The 16,060-nt window shown below is 63.4% G+C and carries 17 protein-coding genes; 6 read left to right on the top strand and 11 right to left on the bottom strand.

The window, feature by feature from the left end:
* Positions 1-26: 26 nt before the first annotated feature.
* The 7 genes from QUH67_RS12225 to QUH67_RS12255 all read right to left on the bottom strand — a co-directional run bounded on the left by QUH67_RS12225 (position 27) and on the right by QUH67_RS12255 (position 5,069).
* Complete coding sequence (locus tag QUH67_RS12225) at positions 27-491, bottom strand: GFA family protein (protein WP_300946938.1); 465 nt, start codon at positions 489-491, stop codon at positions 27-29.
* On the bottom strand, positions 488-2,356 hold the full coding sequence (locus tag QUH67_RS12230; RefSeq protein WP_300946939.1) for a methylmalonyl-CoA mutase family protein: 1,869 nt from the start codon (positions 2,354-2,356) through the stop codon (positions 488-490). Before QUH67_RS12230 ends, QUH67_RS12225 begins: the two co-directional genes overlap by 4 nt.
* 93 nt (positions 2,357-2,449) lie before the next feature.
* Entirely contained in the window at positions 2,450-2,941 is a 492-nt protein-coding gene (folK, locus tag QUH67_RS12235; protein ID WP_300946940.1) for a 2-amino-4-hydroxy-6-hydroxymethyldihydropteridine diphosphokinase, read from the bottom strand.
* 1 nt (position 2,942) lies between these two features.
* Positions 2,943-3,314 carry a dihydroneopterin aldolase gene (gene folB / locus QUH67_RS12240; protein ID WP_300946941.1) on the bottom strand — a complete coding sequence of 124 codons (372 nt, stop codon included), beginning with the start codon at positions 3,312-3,314 and terminating at the stop codon, positions 2,943-2,945.
* Positions 3,311-4,168, bottom strand: a complete 858-nt coding sequence (folP, locus tag QUH67_RS12245; protein ID WP_300946942.1) for a dihydropteroate synthase — start codon at positions 4,166-4,168, stop codon at positions 3,311-3,313. The genes folB and folP overlap by 4 nt, the downstream gene beginning before the upstream one ends.
* A 73-nt stretch (positions 4,169-4,241) precedes the next feature.
* Positions 4,242-4,649, bottom strand: a complete 408-nt coding sequence (locus QUH67_RS12250) for a DUF4332 domain-containing protein (RefSeq protein ID WP_300946943.1) — start codon at positions 4,647-4,649, stop codon at positions 4,242-4,244.
* Positions 4,650-4,703: 54 nt separating this feature from the next.
* Positions 4,704-5,069: a DUF2267 domain-containing protein gene (locus QUH67_RS12255; RefSeq protein ID WP_300948018.1), complete on the bottom strand. Its 366-nt coding sequence runs from the start codon at positions 5,067-5,069 to the stop codon at positions 4,704-4,706.
* Between the two features lie 333 nt (positions 5,070-5,402).
* Here QUH67_RS12255 and QUH67_RS12260 point away from each other — a divergent pair, with 333 nt between their 5' ends.
* The 4 genes from QUH67_RS12260 to QUH67_RS12275 are packed head-to-tail and all read left to right on the top strand — an operon-like array spanning position 5,403 to position 10,296.
* Positions 5,403-7,028, top strand: a complete 1,626-nt coding sequence (locus QUH67_RS12260) for a helicase HerA-like domain-containing protein (protein WP_300946944.1) — start codon at positions 5,403-5,405, stop codon at positions 7,026-7,028.
* Positions 7,029-7,063: 35 nt separating this feature from the next.
* Complete coding sequence (locus QUH67_RS12265) at positions 7,064-8,386, top strand: glycosyltransferase family 87 protein (RefSeq protein ID WP_300946945.1); 1,323 nt, start codon at positions 7,064-7,066, stop codon at positions 8,384-8,386.
* Between the two features lie 7 nt (positions 8,387-8,393).
* Positions 8,394-9,809, top strand: a complete 1,416-nt coding sequence (locus tag QUH67_RS12270; protein WP_300946947.1) for a M20/M25/M40 family metallo-hydrolase — start codon at positions 8,394-8,396, stop codon at positions 9,807-9,809.
* 10 nt (positions 9,810-9,819) lie between these two features.
* Positions 9,820-10,296 (top strand): DUF6789 family protein, encoded by a 477-nt coding sequence (locus QUH67_RS12275; RefSeq protein ID WP_300946949.1) that lies wholly within the window; start codon positions 9,820-9,822, stop codon positions 10,294-10,296.
* Between the two features lie 91 nt (positions 10,297-10,387).
* Here the strand turns inward: QUH67_RS12275 and QUH67_RS12280 are convergent, their stop codons facing one another.
* Both QUH67_RS12280 and QUH67_RS12285 read right to left on the bottom strand, forming a co-directional pair.
* Entirely contained in the window at positions 10,388-11,167 is a 780-nt protein-coding gene (locus QUH67_RS12280) for a class II aldolase/adducin family protein (protein ID WP_300946951.1), read from the bottom strand.
* Positions 11,168-11,269: 102 nt separating this feature from the next.
* Positions 11,270-12,919 carry a glycosyltransferase family 39 protein gene (locus tag QUH67_RS12285; RefSeq protein ID WP_300946953.1) on the bottom strand — a complete coding sequence of 550 codons (1,650 nt, stop codon included), beginning with the start codon at positions 12,917-12,919 and terminating at the stop codon, positions 11,270-11,272.
* Positions 12,920-13,263: 344 nt separating this feature from the next.
* Here QUH67_RS12285 and QUH67_RS12290 point away from each other — a divergent pair, with 344 nt between their 5' ends.
* Entirely contained in the window at positions 13,264-14,151 is an 888-nt protein-coding gene (locus QUH67_RS12290; protein WP_300946955.1) for a DUF308 domain-containing protein, read from the top strand.
* A 301-nt stretch (positions 14,152-14,452) separates the two neighbouring features.
* Positions 14,453-14,866 carry a MucR family transcriptional regulator gene (locus QUH67_RS12295; protein ID WP_300946957.1) on the top strand — a complete coding sequence of 138 codons (414 nt, stop codon included), beginning with the start codon at positions 14,453-14,455 and terminating at the stop codon, positions 14,864-14,866.
* A gap of 27 nt (positions 14,867-14,893) precedes the next feature.
* On the opposite strand, the gene QUH67_RS12300 is transcribed toward QUH67_RS12295, so the two are convergent.
* A complete protein-coding gene (locus QUH67_RS12300) occupies positions 14,894-15,322 on the bottom strand; it encodes a SufE family protein (protein ID WP_300946959.1) in 429 nt (142 codons plus the stop codon).
* Between the two features lie 80 nt (positions 15,323-15,402).
* Positions 15,403-15,831, bottom strand: coding sequence for a DUF5330 domain-containing protein (locus tag QUH67_RS12305; protein WP_300946960.1), 429 nt, complete (start codon positions 15,829-15,831; stop codon positions 15,403-15,405).
* Positions 15,832-16,060 lie beyond the last annotated feature (229 nt).

Raw genomic sequence — 16,060 nt, forward strand, 5'->3', positions numbered from 1 at the left:
ATAAGTGAGCGTCGGGGGCGTCGCCCCTAATCATGGTCCGGATGCTGGTGGCTGTTGATCGTCGCCATCTTCTCCGGCCCGTAATTCTGCATGGTCGTCTGGCTCGGCAGGTTGGCGATGCCGACCACCCAGCCGAGCCGGGATTCGGTGCCATATTGCCGCGTCGGCACCACCCGGTCGGGGCGGTCGAACGCGCCGGTCATGATCTCGATCCGGGGGCCGCCGATCCGGCGGTAGCTCAAGGGCGTGCCGCAGGCGGCGCAGAAATCACGCTCGGCGATCGACGACGATTTGAACGAGGCCGGCGTGCCGCGGGTCCAGGCGAAATCCTCGTGTTCGATGTCGGCGAGGGAGGCAAAGGGCGCGCCCGAGGCCTTCTGGCACATCCGGCAATGGCAGATGCTGATCTTGGCGGGCGCCTTCGACATTGCAAAGCGGATGGCGCCGCACTGGCAGCCGCCGGTCAGGACGGCCCTGTTGTTTTCAGTCATGCTTGCTCCATCCGCTGCCAGGTTTCCCGCAGCATCGCCAGCGCGTCGCCACCGGCATAGATGAAATCATTGACGCCGGCTTCGCGCAGCGCGGCCTCCTGTTCGCCGGGCCGCCCTGCCAGATAGATATGCTTGGCGCCTCCGGCGTGAAGGGCCTTGGCGGCGGCTACCGCGTGTTCCGCATAGGCCTTATCGGAGGAACACAGGCAGGCAATCGCGGCGCCGGACGCCTTGAAAGCCGTGGCCAGTGCTGTCGGGTCGGCAAATCCTTCGGTGTCGATCGCCTCGATGCCGCCAGTTTCGAAAAAACTCTTGGCGAATGTCGCGCGCGCGGTGAAGTCGGCCGCCGTGCCGAGATTGGCGAGGAAGATTATTGGCCGCGCGCCGGAGGCCTTCCGTTTTTCGTCCGACTTGTCGCGCAGCGCCTCGAACGGTGCCGCCAGCCGCATCGGCGCCAGCGCATCGAATTTGTGTTTTGCCTCGCCATAGGGCGGCAACACGATCGGCCTGGCATCCAGAACGGCGGCCTCGGCCTCATGCAGGTTCGGGAATTCGCTTGCCCCGGTCAGCACGTCACGCCGCCTGGCGATATTGAGTTCGCGCGCGGCGCGGGTGGCGGCGACCTTGCGCTGGATCAGGTTCTGTTCCAGCGCCGCAAAAATGCCGCCGGCCTTTTCGATCTCCTGGAACAGCGACCATGCGGAGTCGCAAAGCTGTCTCGTGAGGGTTTCGATGCCGCCGGCGCCGGCCGCGGGATCGCTCACCTTGGCGAGGTTGGACTCTTCCAGCAGCACCAGCTGCGTGTTGCGCGCGGCACGCCGCGCGAACGGATCGGGCAGTCCCAGGGCGAGCGTATGCGGCAATACGGTGATGGCGTTGGCGCCGGCGAGGCCCGCGGAGAAGGTGGCCATCGTCGCGCGAAGCATGTTCACATAGGCATCGCGCTGCGTCAGCATGCGCCATGCAGTATCCGCCGCGACGAACAGCGGTTTTGGCGACAATCCGCAAGCCTGCTCGATCCGCGCCCACAACAGCCGCAGCGCGCGGAATTTCGCCAGCGTCAGAAACTGATCCGCATCCGCGCTGAGCCGCGCATAGACCATGCCTTGCGCATCTTCGAGCGCAACGCCGGCCTGTTCGATCGCGCGCAGATAGGCGACACCGCACGCCAGCACGAACGCCAGTTCCTGCACCTCCGATCCGCCGGCATCATGGATCACCCGTCCATCGGCGGCGGCGAGGGGGCTTTTGAACCCCATCGCGGCAAGGCCTTTGACTGCGTCGGTGATGGCGGGCACGATCTCGTCCCAGCTGTAGGGGCTGGAGCCCCACACCGCACAAGACCCCAGCGGGTCGAGCCCGAAGCGGATGTCGCAGGCCGCGGGATCGAGGCCCTTGCCCTTGATGTATTCGGCGAGGTGCATGGCGGCCATTCGCGATTGCGGGCCGATCTGAAGTTCGATGCCGATGCCGGCGTCGAGATGGATCCCGTCAAGGACCTGTGCGACGGCCTCCGCAGAAGGATCCAGCCCAAAGCCATGGGCGCCATTGCCGCCGGCGAATACGAGCGTCAGCCCGGTCGCGCCGTTCTCGAGGTCGTGCAGCGCCTGGGCGTTGGCCGCTTTCGCATCCGGATGGTCGACCCGCTGCATGATCTGCCAGGGTGCCGCCGCGGCACGGCCGGCGACCGGCGCGGCGCCCTTGGCGCGGCGGTAGATCGGATCGATTTTCAGCCCGTCGGCTGTCTTGCTGACCAGTTTTTCGAATGGCGCACCCTTCAGCACCCCGTCGACCAGCTTGCGCCAGTCCTCAAAGGTCGCCTGTGGAAACTCCGCCGCCAATGTCAGTTCGTCAGTCTTGGTCATCCCGCCCATTATTCCCTGGCCGTCGCTTGATTTGGCCGGAAATTGCCACGCCGCGCCCGCCAAGCCAAACGGTTGTTTTGGGTCCTTTGGGGCTTAATCGAGGTCAGGCAGCCGCTGGATCCCCTCGGTCGAAAGCTGTGCCAGCGCATCCGAGACGCGGCGTCCCGCAATGATACGGTCGGGCACGATCTCGGCCAGCGGCACCAGCACGAAAGCGCGCTCGAAAGTCCGCGGATGCGGCAGCGTCAGTTCCGGCTTGTCGAGCTTGACGTCGTCGTAGGCGATCAGGTCGAGGTCGAGGGTGCGCGGACCCCAGCGGGTCTCACGGGCGCGGTCGCGGCCGAACTTTTTCTCGATCTTGTGCAGCGTAAACAGCAGCGCATGTGGATCAAGGCTGGTTTCGATCTCGATGCAAGCATTGATGAAGGGCGCCTGATGCATCTCGCCCCAGGGCGGGGTGGTGTAGTCGGAGGAGCGCGCGAGCAGGGCGGCCTGCGTCATGCCGCAGATATTGGCGATGGCCTTTTGGAATGTCGCGCGGACATCGCCGACATTGCCGCCGAGCGCGATCAGCACGTCAGCCATGTCAGGGGGATGACCGCTTGCGGAACAGCACTACGCCGACGTCCTCGAAGATCGCGGCGATCGGCGCATGCGGCTTGTGCACGGTCACTTTCACCGCATCGATACGCGCGAAGGCTGCGAATATCGCATCGGCCACCGCGCCGGCGGCGCGCTCCAGCAGCTTGTAATTGGTGTTCTTGAACGCCGCCGTCGCGGTCGCCACCACGCTGGCATAGGATACGGTGTCGGCGAGATGATCGGTGTTCGCCGCTTGCGAGAGATCGGCCGACAGTTCGAGGTCGATGACGAAGCGCTGTCCGACTTCGGTCTCGTGTTCCATCACGCCGTGGCGGGCATGGATGACGACGCCGGTGATGAAGATCGTATCGCTCATCCCTGTTCCCTGATTGCGGCGGTGACGCGCAGCGCCTGGACGGTTTCGGCGACGTCATGTGCGCGGATGATCCGCGCGCCGTTTTCGGCCGCCAGCAGATGCGCGGCAATCGAGCCGCCGAGCCGCTGATGCGGCTCCGACGGCGTCACCGTGCTGATGAAGCGTTTTCGCGAGGCGCCGACCAGCAGTGGAAGTCCAAACGACTGCAACTCGGCCAGCCGCGCCAGCGCGATCATGCTCTGCTCGGGGGTCTTTCCGAAGCCGATGCCGGGATCGAGTACGATCTTGTCGGTTGAAATGCCGGCGCGCGCGGCGATGTCGAGCGAGGCTGCAAAGAAATTGGCGATGTCCTGCATGATGTCGATGGCGGGATCCGCGCTGTCGCGGTTATGCATGATGATGACGGGTACACCGCGTTCGGCGACGACTCCGGCCATGCCGGCATCGCGCTGCAGGCCCCAGACATCGTTGGCGATGGCCGCGCCCTGATCGAGCGCCCAGGCGACGACGGCGGATTTCATGCTGTCGATCGATACGGGAACGCCCAGCGCGACGACACCGGGCAGCACCGGTTGCAGGCGCCGCAGTTCTTCTTCCGCCGAGATCGGTTCCGACCCGTAGGGCCGGGTGGATTCCGCGCCGATGTCGATGATGTCGGCGCCCTCGGCCACCATCCGCCGGGCCTGGGCCAGTGCGGACTCGGGGGCAGCGAATTGCCCGCCGTCCGAGAATGAATCGGGCGTCACATTCAGCACGCCCATGACGGCCGGAGTGGGCTTCGAGAGCAGCGCAGGCAGCACCGCATGACCGGCCGGACCGGTGGCGGCGGTAGGGCTTGGCTGGGCTGCGATCATGCGGTCGCTTTGCGCGGTCCGCAGCGGTTAGTCAAGGCGTGAGCAGCGGCTCCTGTCGGCTGGCCTGACCGTCTCAGTAGCTGATTTTTGGCGACAGCTTGCGCGCCTGTTCGATCAGTTGCTCGACCGATCTCTCGGAGGGCAGGACCCTAACCAATTTTCGCTTGGTGTTCACGTCCTTCATGTTCTGGGCCAGCCGCGCCGGGTTGCGCAGGGCGAGTTCACGCACCGTGGTGACACCCGCGGCACGCACCAGGCCGACCTTGGCCTTGCCCATTCCGGGAATGCGCATGTAGTCGGAGAAATTGGCCCATTCGAGCAGTTGCTGTTCGCTGATGCCGGTCTTTGCCGCGAGCGCCTTGCGTCCTTTCACCGTGCGGGCGGCCTCCAGCAGTGCGTCAGTGGTGCGAATGCCCAAAGATTTCAGTTTCGAGGCAGAGTAGGCGCTCAAGCCTTCGATCGCGGAAAGGGGATAAGTCATGATGCTCGATTAAACAGGAATGTGCTGGTGCCGAACGTGCGCGCGAATTGTTTGCTATGCGAACTGGCTGAGGCCCGGCGTCCCCGAGATGATTTCGCCCATTTGATCCGCTCCGATTTTGTCCCGACCGAACCTGAAAAGTTCACGCGCCACGCCTTGAATTTCGTTCACGCCGAGGCCGAGCGCCATCAGCCTGGTGCCGACCGCCATCACGCCTCCGCCCATCAGCCGCGAGAAGCCGCCATTGCTGCTCGAAGCTGCAATCGCAGCTTCCGCACCCGGAATTTGATCAATCAGAGCCTGAACCTTGTCGGAAGGCCCCTCGTTGCGGAGGAAACCCAGAACGATGCCGATGGTTTTTTCAGCGACAGCGCTATCGATGCCGGCCTTGGAGGCCAGCCGTCCAATCAGTTCGTCCATATTGTGCCCCGTCCCCAACCGGTTTACCCGGGTCGTCTCCTTCTGCATTGATCTTGAGCGCCTGCGATCTGAAATACAAGCGATCCACGCCCGTCGAGGCGATTTTGATTCGAGATCGCGTCGCAAGTGTTGCAGCAATGCAAGAGTGAATACCGATTTCTCATCGCATTATTGCGCTGCGTTCCCGGTTTCTTCGCGAACCGTCGGAATAAAGTATGAGAACAAACAAATGATGAAGCGGGCTGACGCACGCGTTCCCGCCGTCAACGGTTTCAATCCGAAGGCAGGATACGATATGATGGCCCTGCGCGATGCATGCGAAGAGGCGATGCGATGGTGAACTCTGATAAGACGGCCGATACCGACGAGAAGATTTTCATCGGCAAGGGCGAAGAGACGGCGTGGCTGACGCTTGCGCTCGCCAATCGGCACGGCCTCGTCACGGGTGCTACCGGAACCGGCAAGACGGTGTCGCTGCAGGTCATGGCGGAGGGTTTTGCCCGCGCTGGTGTTCCGGTATTCGCCGCCGATATCAAGGGCGACTTGTCCGGGATCTCCGAAGTCGGCGAGGGCAAGGATTTCATCCTCAAGCGCGCCAAGGAGATGGGCCTCGATTTCCAGCCCGATCAGTTCTCGACGGTATTTTGGGATGTATTCGGCGAGCAGGGGCATCCCGTGCGCGCCACCGTCACCGAGATGGGACCGCTGCTGCTGTCGCGCATGCTCGACCTCAACGACGTGCAGGAAGGCGTTCTCAACGTTGCATTCCGCGTGGCGGATGAAAACGGCCTGCCGTTGCTCGATTTGAAGGATCTGCGTTCGCTGCTGGACGCGATCGCGCCGGTTGCCAAGAAGGCGGCGAGTGCGGACGATGATCCCGACGACAATGAGGAGTTGAAGGCCGCGCTGCGGAAGGCCGCGCAGAGCTACGGCAACGTCAGCAAGGCGACGGTCGGAACCATTCAGCGCCAATTGCTGGTGCTGGAAAACCAGGGCGCCACGAAATTCTTCGGCGAGCCGGCGCTGGTGCTGAAGGATTTCATCAAGACCGACCGCGACGGCCGCGGCGTGGTCAACATCCTGGTCGCCGACAGGCTGATGCAGAGTCCGAGACTCTACGCCACCTTCCTGTTGTGGATGCTGTCGGAATTGTTCGAGGAATTGCCGGAAGCCGGCGACCTGGCGAAGCCGAAACTGGTGTTCTTCTTCGACGAAGCGCATCTGTTGTTCGACGATGCGCCGGATGCGCTGATGGACAAGATCGAGCAGGTGGTGCGCCTGATCCGCTCCAAGGGCGTCGGCGTCTACTTCGTCACGCAGAATCCGATCGACGTGCCGGACAAGGTGCTGGCCCAGCTGGGCGGTCGCGTGCAGCACGCGCTGCGCGCCTTTACGCCGCGCGACCAGAAAGCGGTGAAAGCGGCGGCGCAAACGTTCCGGCCGAATCCGAAACTCGATACCGCCCGCGTCATCATGGAACTCGGCAAGGGCGAGGCGCTGGTGTCGTTCCTCGAAGGCGGCGGCACGCCGACCGTGGTCGAGCGCGTCATGATCCGGCCGCCGACCGCGCGGATCGGGCCGATCTCGCCGGAAGAGCGCAAGGCCATCATGAGCAAGAGCCCGGTCAAGGGCAGATACGACACCGCGATCGACGCCGAATCCGCCTATGAGATGTTGCAGAAGCGCGTGGCCGACACGGCGGCGCCTGCGGATGGTCAGGGCAGTGGCGGCGTTCTCGGCCAGCTCGGTTCGATCGTCGGCACGATTTTCGGCACCAACACCAAGCGCGGCAGGCTGACGACCGGCCAGGTGATTGCACGCGACGTCACCCGTTCGGTCACGAACAAGGTCATCGGCGGTGTCGCTGCCGATCTCGGCAAGGCCGTCGGCGGCTCGCTCGGTGGTTCGATCGGACGTTCGCTGGTGCGCGGTGCGCTTGGCGGCTTGCTGCGGCGGTAACGCTGCGATGTTTCTCTGACTTCCGGAACGATCGCGTGCTGAGATATCCGTCGCTGCGCAGGCCGCTCGATCTCCTGTTCCTGGTCTGCTGCATCGCCTTGACCGCCGATGTTCTGGTCCCGGAAATCTGGGGCAGCGGCAAGACCAAGGATTATCCATTGTGGTTCTGGGCCGGGCAGCAGGTGCTGCACGGCAAGAATCTCTACCCCGACAATCCCGCCACCTATTTCGACTTCATCTATCCGCCGATTTCGGCTGTGCTGCTCGCGCTCCCCAGTTGGTTCGGCAAGATCCCGCTTTATCTGTGCCTGTGCTTGCTCAACGTCGTCGCGTGGTGGATGACGGCACAGTTCTCGCACGCGATGGCGGGATCGGGCCGCAAGCCCGGACCGTGGCTGGAAGCGCTGCCGGGGCTGGTCACTGTCACGTTCGTGTTCGACATGTTCGATCTGGGCCAGCCAAATCTCGTGCTGCTGGCGCTGATGCTCTACGGATTTTGGCTGCTGCGCGACCAGCGCGGCTGGATGGCGGGAAGCATGTTCGCGCTCGCCACCGCCATCAAGGTGTTTCCGGTGGCGGTGTTGCCCTATCTGCTGTGGCGCCGACAATGGGCGGCGGTCGCGAGCATGCTGGTGATGACAGGCATGTTCCTGTTCGTCCTGCCGGCGCCGTTCCGCGGCTTCCAGCACAACGCCGCGGAATTGAAGACCTGGTATCAGGGCATGGTCGGATCGAGTTCGGAGCAGGGGTTCGGGCAGCGCGCCGAGCAGAACTGGTCGTGGGTCAACCAGTCGCTTATCGCGATGACGCACCGGCTGACGCGGCCGGTGAACTACAATCAGGACAATCCGTCAAAACCCGCGCGGACGATGAACATCGCCGACGTCGACTTCAAGACCGCGAACTGGATCGTGCTGGCGGTCGCGCTCGCGATCGGCCTCGGCTATCTGGCGGTGATGCCACCGGCCTCGCGCCGCACCGAACGCTCGGATGCCGAGGAGATCGCCATCCTGTTCTGCCTGATCACGGTGGCCTCGCCTTTGGCGCGCCAATACTACTTCCTGTGGCTGTTCTTTCCGATCACCGTTCTGGCGCATCGCGCCGCCTATGATCCGCGTCCGGCCGTCAGGGCCGGCACATGGGCATTGCTTGCCGCGGCGGGCGGCCTGTTGTTGCTGTCGCTTCCGGCGTTTCCGAACGACCTGCAGGCGTACGGCAATAATCTCGTCAGCACCGCGCTGCTCGCGGTCGGGCTGGGCTGGCACATATTGCATCCGCCCACCGCCGATGTCGCCTTGCCTGGGGACGCCGGCGAGCTACAACGTCATACAGACAACAAGGCCCACAGCCAGGGATGATCCAGCCATGTCCAAAGCAAATGTGCAGCCGGTCCTCGATCATATCGACGCCGATTTCGACAACAGCCTGGAGCGGCTGTTTGCGCTGCTGCGGATCAAGTCGATCTCGGCTGACCCGGCCTTCGCCGCCGATTGCAAGGCGGCGGCCGATCATCTGGCCAAGGATATCGCGACGCTCGGCTTCAAGGCCGAGGTGAGGCCGACCGCAGGGCATCCGGCGATCGTCGCCAAGAGCAATGACAAGGCGAATGGCGGCAGCGACCCCCGGCCGCATGTTTTATTCTATGGCCATTACGATGTGCAGCCGGTCGATCCGCTCAATCTGTGGCACCGGCCGCCGTTCGAGCCGGTCGTCACCGATCACGCCGACGGCCGCAAAATCATCGTGGCGCGCGGTGCCGAGGACGACAAGGGGCAGTTGATGACCTTCGTCGAGGCTTGCCGCGCCTGGAAGAAGGTCACGGGATCGCTGCCGGTCGATGTCACCATTCTGATCGAAGGCGAAGAGGAAGTCGGTTCGAAGAATTTCGTGCCGTTCATGGAAGCCATCAAGGACGAACTGAAGGCCGATTTCGCGATGGTCTGCGACACCGGCATGTGGGATCCGAACACGCCCGCCATCACCACCTCGCTGCGCGGCCTGGTGTATGACGAGGTCACCATCAAGGCCGCCAACCGCGATTTGCATTCCGGCGTTTTCGGCGGCGGCGCGCGAAACCCGATCCGCGTGCTGACCAACATCCTCGGCGGCCTGTTCGACGACAACGGCACCATCACCATTCCCGGGTTCTACGATGGCGTGAAGGACCTGCCGCCGGATATCCTGGCGCAGTGGAAGGCCCTGAACCTCTCGCCGGAGTCATTCCTGAAGCCGATCGGTCTCTCGATCCCCGCCGGCGAAAAGGATCGCCTGTTGATCGAGCAGGTGTCATCGCGTCCGACCTGCGACATCAACGGCATTTTCGGCGGCTATACCGGCGAGGGCTCCAAAACCGTGATCCCCGCGGAAGCTTCCGCAAAGGTCTCGTTCCGTCTGGTCGAAGGCCAGGACCCGCAGAAGATCAAGCAGGCGTTTCGCGACTACGTCACCGCGCGGCTTCCAGGCGACTGCAAGGCGGTCTTCACCGAGCACTCCAGCGGTGCGGCGATCGCGCTCGACTGGAACATGAAGCCGCTGGCTGCTGCAAAACGTGCGCTCACCGAGGAGTGGGGCAAGGAGGCGCTCTTGGTCGGCTCCGGCGCCTCGATCCCGATCGTCGCGGATTTCAAGCGCACGCTCGGCCTCGACAGCCTCCTGATCGGCTTCGGTCTCGACGACGACAACATCCATTCGCCGAACGAGAAGTACGACCTCAAGAGCTTCCACAAGGGCATCCGCTCCTGGGCGCGGATTCTGGGCGCGCTGGCCGAGGCGCCGCGCTAAGCGCGGTGCGATGAGCGGGCATTGGATCTGGAAGGCGGCCATCGCGGGTTTCTGCGGTAGCGCCGCCCATACGCTATTGATGTACCTGAAATCGCGGGCCGGCCTGCTGCCTGCGTTTCAGCCCTATGAGAACCTTCAGGCCTCACTCGCCCACGTCACAGGAACAAGCGTTCACCCGATCATCCCATGGGTGCTGTCGTTCCTGAACGGTTCGACGGTTTTCGGCTTCTGCTTCGGGCGGTTTTACGGTTCGCTGCCAGGCGCGAGCGGCGCGGCAAAGGGCGTGGCATTCGGCGTCTTGGGTTGGGCGGTGATGGGGATGGTATTCTTCCCTTTGTTGAAACTGGGACCGTTTGCCCTCCATCTCGGCCTCGGTATCTGGCCAGCCCTGTTTTCGCTTGCGATGCTGCTGACCTACAGCGTCATGCTCGGCCTTGTTTACGCAGCCCTCGACCCGCAACGCGAGACTGGATCGACCAGCCCCTGACCAAACAAAAACGCCGCCCGGAATTGGGCGGCGTTTGGATTCGGTCGTGTAGAGGTCGTTGGCGGCTATCTTACACGGAAACCTCGAAACTTCAATTTTTGTAACTGGGATCGAGCCGATCGAGTTTGCGCAACAGCGGCGGCCACACCAGATTCGTGGAGCGCATCTCCGCGCGGTCGGGATTGGCGAACAGCTGTTCGTTCTTGTCGATCACGGCCTGTTCGACCGGGTAGGCGGTCGGGCCCAGCATGCGGGTGCGGACCTGCATCGTGCAGGCGCGTTCCAGGTGATACATGCGCTCGAAGGCGGAGGCGACCGAACGGCCGACCGTCAGCGTGCCGTGATTGCGCAGCAGCATGTGGTTCTTGTTGCCGAGATCCCGTTGCAGCCGCGGCCGTTCGTCGTGGTCCAGCGCCACGCCCTCATAGTCGTGATAGGCGAGGTCGTGGGTGACGAACTGCGCGGTCTGGTTCATCGGCAGCAGGCCTTCCATGCAGCTCGCCACCGCCGTTCCATCAGGCGTATGCAGATGCAGCACGCAGCCGGCGTCTTCGCGCACCTCGTGGATCGCGGAATGGATGGTGAAGCCCGCCGGGTTGATGCTGTAGTCGCTCTCGCTGAGCTGGTTGCCGTGCAGATCGACCTTCACCAGGCTCGACGCCGTGATTTCCTCGAACATCAGGCCATAGGGATTGATCAGGAAGTGATGGTCGGGCCCCGGCACGCGCGCCGAAATGTGGGTGTCGACCAGATCGTCCCAGCCATACAGTGCCACGAGGCGATAGCAGGCGGCGAGGTTGACGCGCTGGTTCCACTCGGCGTCCGTCATGCCGGACGAGACTTCCTTCAGGCGAGCTTCGGCTGGCGACATGGCGCGCTTCTCCGGTGAAGATTTTCCGAAAGCAAGCCTAAGCCCGCGGCGGACGGGCAGCAAGGCACGCATCCTGCGTGGCAGTCATGCGGCGATTTGCCGTTACGGCGCCGGAATGGCCAGCAGCGTCGGGATCGGGCGTCCACGAATGTCATAGACGCGCGCGAACACGACGTCGTCGCGCTTGATTTCCACGATGACGGGCGCGGTCAGGCCCTTGCAGTAGAACTCGCCCAGCGTCATGGCAAAGTCCGCGGACTGGCTGTCCCAGCCGATCGTGTAGTCGGGGCCGAGCGCGACCTGGGCCGGGCGTTGCGGGCCGCATACCGCGACCTTCCATTTGCGCCCCTGCGGGGGGGACTCCTGCCGTTCGACCAGCTCTTCGCGCAGGCCGTCGGATGCCTGCTTCAGCGCAAGTCCCCAGTAATCCAGCATGAACAGACTGTCGGCGCCGCGAACGGTGCCGACAAGGTGGTTGAAGTGCGTATATTCGTACGGATGCAGGCGGATCATCTCGCTGAGCGGCAGCAGCAGGCCGAACGTGAACACGGCAAGTGCCGCCGGTTGCCAGCGGCGGTGATGGTTCTTCAGCCAGTTCATGCCCCAGGCGAACGATACGCCGGCCAGCACCGCCATCGGCGGGATCACGAACACGAAATGCCGGATGCCGTTGTAGAGCGCCGGCCGCTTCACCATCGCGATCACCAGCGGCAGGCTGGCCGCCAGCGTCAGCATCAGGAAGATGGTCTTGCGGCGGCCCGCAACATCCGTGCGCGACAGCGACATGAAGGTGCCGACGACGCCGGCGATCAGCAGCGCGAGCAATATTTCAGGAAGCTGCAGCGCGAACAGCGTCGGCAGATAGGACCACGGCATGTCGGGCACCGAGACCAGCGCGCCGTCGAACATTTCCTTCCAGGGCTTTTCGAAGAAGTGCGAGAAATAGGTCAGCGCCTTGAAGGGATGGTCGGCTTCCATGATCGACCACGGCCACATCAGGCCCATGATCAGATATCCGAGCACGAGGCCGGGCACGAGCACATACAGGACGTGCGCGAAGCGGCGGACCGCTTCGCGCACGCCATGCATGCGAACGTCCTCGATCAACAGCGGCGCGAAGCCGACCAGCGCATAGATCAAAGCCAGTCCGCCGAGTATCCGGCAGCCGATGGCGAGACCGGCGCCGAGGCCGACAATCAGGATGGTTCGCGGCGAGGGTGCGGGATATTCATCGGCGAGGCGCACCAGGCCCAGCATCAGGATCATCATCGAGACGGCAAACGGCGCGTCCTTCGGGTTCATGAACATGTGCCCGTAGAAGGTCGGGCACAGCGCCAGCAACAGGAGTGCAGCGAGCCCGGCAAGCGGGCCGCCGACGCGCCGCGCCAGTCGCCAGGTCACGGCAAGTCCGATCAGCCCGACGATGGCGCCGAGCAGCCGGCGCGTTTCGAACAATTCCAGCGGGATGACCTTGTGCAGCAGCGCGGCCGCCATATCGAAGCCGCCGCCATACATGTAAAGATTGGCGAACGACAGCGCGCCGGTGTCCTTGAAGCCGGAACCGTACATTCGCAGCAGCAGGTCGGCATATTCGGCGTGCGTGTAGTCGTCCCAGCCCAGTCCATAGTCGCGGAAGGTCAGGCCCGCGACGATCGCGACGATCGATAGCGCCAGCATCGCGAGGTCGTCGCAAGTCCGCTCCACCGAGCGCCGTGCAGGCGTGTCGAGTGCAGAAGTCGTGATGGATGACATGACGATTGGTAACCCAGCCCCTATGGCTCAGCCTGAATAGTCTTGAGCCTCATTCCCCGGGTACCCATATAACGCAGTTCCATTACCAAGTAATTGGGAATTGTGGCTTAAATCCCTGATGCAATGCAACAAAAGCGGCAGCAATTGGTAGGTGGTAGGAATACGGAAGATCGGCTGAACGGTGGCTGAACGACCGAGCGCGCTCGCTGGTTGCAAATCCTGTAATGTGGCGGTGCTATTGCGGAACCCGGATGCAATTGCCGGTTGGCGGTGTGTTCAATATGACGGTATCGTGGCGTGGGGCGGCTGGCGATTGTTTTGGGCGCGGCTGAGGGGTTGGTTCGATGGCATTTCTTGTGTTGGTCGCCGGGATCGGCCTTGTGGTGGCGGGCCTGCTGGCGATCGGCTTTGGGATTCCGATCAAGGAATTCAGCACCGGCAACACGCTGATCATGGCCGGCGTGGTCGGTGTCTGTACCGGCGTGATCATGCTGGGCCTCTGGGTGGCCGTCCGGGAATTGAAGACTATCGCGCGGCGGCTGGCCACCGGCTTGCCTGAAACGCGTGAGGAGGCGGTCGATCGGCCGGCGCCTCCTGCTGCTGCGGTGCGGGAGGCAAGCCCCGCTATCGGCGGCTTCCCGGCAGCCGAACCGATCGGAGATTCCGGAGCCTTCTCGTCACCGCCGGCCTTCTCCTCAGCGCCGCCGCCCCCGCCGTGGCAGAACGAGGAGGTGCTGCGCGATCATCCGATTCCGGAGCCGCTGCATCCCGAGCCGCCACCGCCGGTTGCAAAGCCGAAGCGCAATTTGATGTTTTCGTCGACATCGCGAAAAGAGCGCGAACGTCCCCAGCCTCGATCCGGCGAGGCGTTGCCGCCGGATCCCATGTCGTCGAACCTGCGTTCCAGGCCGCCCGCCGTGCCGCCGGTGGAGACGGCCGAGCCGCCGTCGGTTCCGTTCGACGATGCCTGGCCGCGGGCGGATCGCGCCAAGGCCGCCGAGATGTTGCCGCACCGGCGCAGCAGCCGCGTGCCTCCGACGCTTGCCGAAGCCAATGCGGGCCCGGCGCCTGTCCGCGACGCGCCCGAGGTAACCGTGCTGAAATCGGGCATTGTCGATGGCATGGCCTATTCGCTTTATTCCGACGGTTCGATCGAGGCCGAAATGCCGGAAGGCCTGATGCGCTTTGCTTCGATCGACGAGCTGCGGGTGCATCTCGATCAGCGGTCGTAGCGGGTTTTCCAGCCTGCCGCGGAGCTGATCCGGGGCGGGGTAACGCTTCGCGCCGAGACAACGTGCCCAATGAACGTCTGGAGCCGTGTTCCGATCCAATCGGCGCGGAAAACGCTGCTGACGGCAATACTTTCCGCCAGGCTGGCTGCGGAAAATAAAGCGCCGCCGTTCTTGTCAATTTCCCGATACTTCGTTCATATTCGCCAAGTTGTAAGCAGACCTGCCGATGTATAGACGCAGTCGGATACTTGTCCGGATTGCAGGTCCGACAGATGCATTCGTCACCCCAGAAGGTTGAGCCATGACCGATAACGCCGGCAAGACGCCCGTCGAACTCACCGCCAATATCGTCTCGGCCTATCTCAGCAACAATCCGACCCAGGCTTCGGAAATCCCGAACCTGATCAGCCAGGTTCATGCCGCGCTGATGCGGGTGTCAAGCGGCCGGCCCGAGACGCCGCTGGAGCCGGCCAAACCCGCCGTGTCGGTGAAGAAGTCGATGACCCCGGAATATCTGGTCTGCCTCGAGGACGGCAAGCGCTTCAAATCGCTGAAGCGCCATCTGCGGACGCAGTACAACATGACGCCGGAGCAATATCGCGACAAATGGGGCCTGCCGCCGGATTACCCGATGGTGGCGCCGAACTACGCGGTGGCGCGCTCGCAGCTCGCCAAGAAAATGGGCCTCGGCCAGCAAGCGCGGAAGCGAAAGTAAGCCGCCGACAGTTTGCAATGACAGCGGTTACGACGCCGCGGCCAGCGCCTCGCGCGCATCGGCGCGAATGCGCTCGACCATGGAGCGGAGGCCATTGGAGCGCTGCGGCGTCAGGTGGTCGCGAAAGCCGAATTCGTCGAATACCGCGAGCGCGTCCGTCGTCAGGATTTGCTGCGGCGTGCGGTCGGAATAGAGCGTCAGCAGGATCGCGATCAGGCCGCGCACGATGTGGGCGTCGCTGTCACCGAGATATTTCAGCCGCGGTTCGCCGTCGCTGTTGCGGTCGATCTGCCTCGACAGCCAGACCTGGCTGACGCAGCCATTGACCTTGTTCTCTGCGGAATGCTCGGCCTCGGGCATCGGCGCGAGCGTGCGGCCGAGTTCGATGACGTACCGGTAGCGGTCGTCCCATTCTTCCAGCAGCTCGAAATTGTCCCTGATCTCGTCGATGGTCATCGTGGCCCGCGTCCAATCCCAAAGCGCTTATATAGGATGTGCCCCGGCCGAAAGCGACGGAATTGGATCCGGTTCCGCGCCTAATTTGAAGCCGGCCGCGGCAGGTGCCATTCAATCGCCATATCTTCCTCCGTCAGCGCGGCGGCGCCGAAGGAAGCGGCTGCAACGGCAGACTCGGGGTCGATTGAACCGGTGTGGTCGGGCTTTTTCCCGGGCACGCTGGGTTGGACGCCGGGTTGTTCGGGCTTCTTGTCGGTGATGATCTTGTAGATCTTGCGGGCGCCATCCTGGGCGCGCTGGCCGATCGCCGTCGCGGCCTGGCCGCCGACCTCGCAGGCCGCCGGCTGCCGCTTGCAGAACTGGCCCATGTCGGAAGCTGCGGCGCTCGCCGCGGATATGGCTTCGCTTGCACCGATCTGCGGCGCCTTTTCGGATTCAGGCGTCGGATCCCTCGGCAACAGCACGAGCACGAGCCCGAGCCAGAATGCCATACGAAACAGAAAAAACATGTCGCGACCCCGGTCGTCTCTTTTCGTTGCGGGGCGGTTTGAGCCCGCCCGCTTTATTCCTGACTAACAGTTGTCGATAAATCGAAAGTGTTTGTATTGAGGTAAAATCGCCGGAAATTTTCCGAGAGCTCGAATGGTTTGATTCGGCGTAAATTTTCGATTGACGACCATAGTGACGCAGAAGCTTGCGACCATCGTCGCATCCATCATTTCGAAACCATAGATCGGC

Source organism: Bradyrhizobium roseum (assembly GCF_030413175.1).
In the GTDB taxonomy this organism is placed as follows: domain Bacteria; phylum Pseudomonadota; class Alphaproteobacteria; order Rhizobiales; family Xanthobacteraceae; genus Bradyrhizobium; species Bradyrhizobium roseum.

Coding starts and splice junctions, on each gene's coding strand:
- QUH67_RS12285 (WP_300946953.1), bottom strand. CDS start 12,919: ATGTCATCCATCACGACTTCTGCACTCGACACGCCTGCACGGCGCTCG.
- QUH67_RS12230 (WP_300946939.1), bottom strand. CDS start 2,356: ATGACCAAGACTGACGAACTGACATTGGCGGCGGAGTTTCCACAGGCG.
- QUH67_RS12270 (WP_300946947.1), top strand. CDS start 8,394: ATGTCCAAAGCAAATGTGCAGCCGGTCCTCGATCATATCGACGCCGAT.
- QUH67_RS12225 (WP_300946938.1), bottom strand. CDS start 491: ATGACTGAAAACAACAGGGCCGTCCTGACCGGCGGCTGCCAGTGCGGC.
- QUH67_RS12290 (WP_300946955.1), top strand. CDS start 13,264: ATGGCATTTCTTGTGTTGGTCGCCGGGATCGGCCTTGTGGTGGCGGGC.
- QUH67_RS12305 (WP_300946960.1), bottom strand. CDS start 15,831: ATGTTTTTTCTGTTTCGTATGGCATTCTGGCTCGGGCTCGTGCTCGTG.
- QUH67_RS12275 (WP_300946949.1), top strand. CDS start 9,820: ATGAGCGGGCATTGGATCTGGAAGGCGGCCATCGCGGGTTTCTGCGGT.
- folP (WP_300946942.1), bottom strand. CDS start 4,168: ATGATCGCAGCCCAGCCAAGCCCTACCGCCGCCACCGGTCCGGCCGGT.
- QUH67_RS12250 (WP_300946943.1), bottom strand. CDS start 4,649: ATGACTTATCCCCTTTCCGCGATCGAAGGCTTGAGCGCCTACTCTGCC.
- folK (WP_300946940.1), bottom strand. CDS start 2,941: ATGGCTGACGTGCTGATCGCGCTCGGCGGCAATGTCGGCGATGTCCGC.
- folB (WP_300946941.1), bottom strand. CDS start 3,314: ATGAGCGATACGATCTTCATCACCGGCGTCGTCATCCATGCCCGCCAC.
- QUH67_RS12255 (WP_300948018.1), bottom strand. CDS start 5,069: ATGGACGAACTGATTGGACGGCTGGCCTCCAAGGCCGGCATCGATAGC.
- QUH67_RS12260 (WP_300946944.1), top strand. CDS start 5,403: ATGGTGAACTCTGATAAGACGGCCGATACCGACGAGAAGATTTTCATC.
- QUH67_RS12295 (WP_300946957.1), top strand. CDS start 14,453: ATGACCGATAACGCCGGCAAGACGCCCGTCGAACTCACCGCCAATATC.
- QUH67_RS12280 (WP_300946951.1), bottom strand. CDS start 11,167: ATGTCGCCAGCCGAAGCTCGCCTGAAGGAAGTCTCGTCCGGCATGACG.
- QUH67_RS12300 (WP_300946959.1), bottom strand. CDS start 15,322: ATGACCATCGACGAGATCAGGGACAATTTCGAGCTGCTGGAAGAATGG.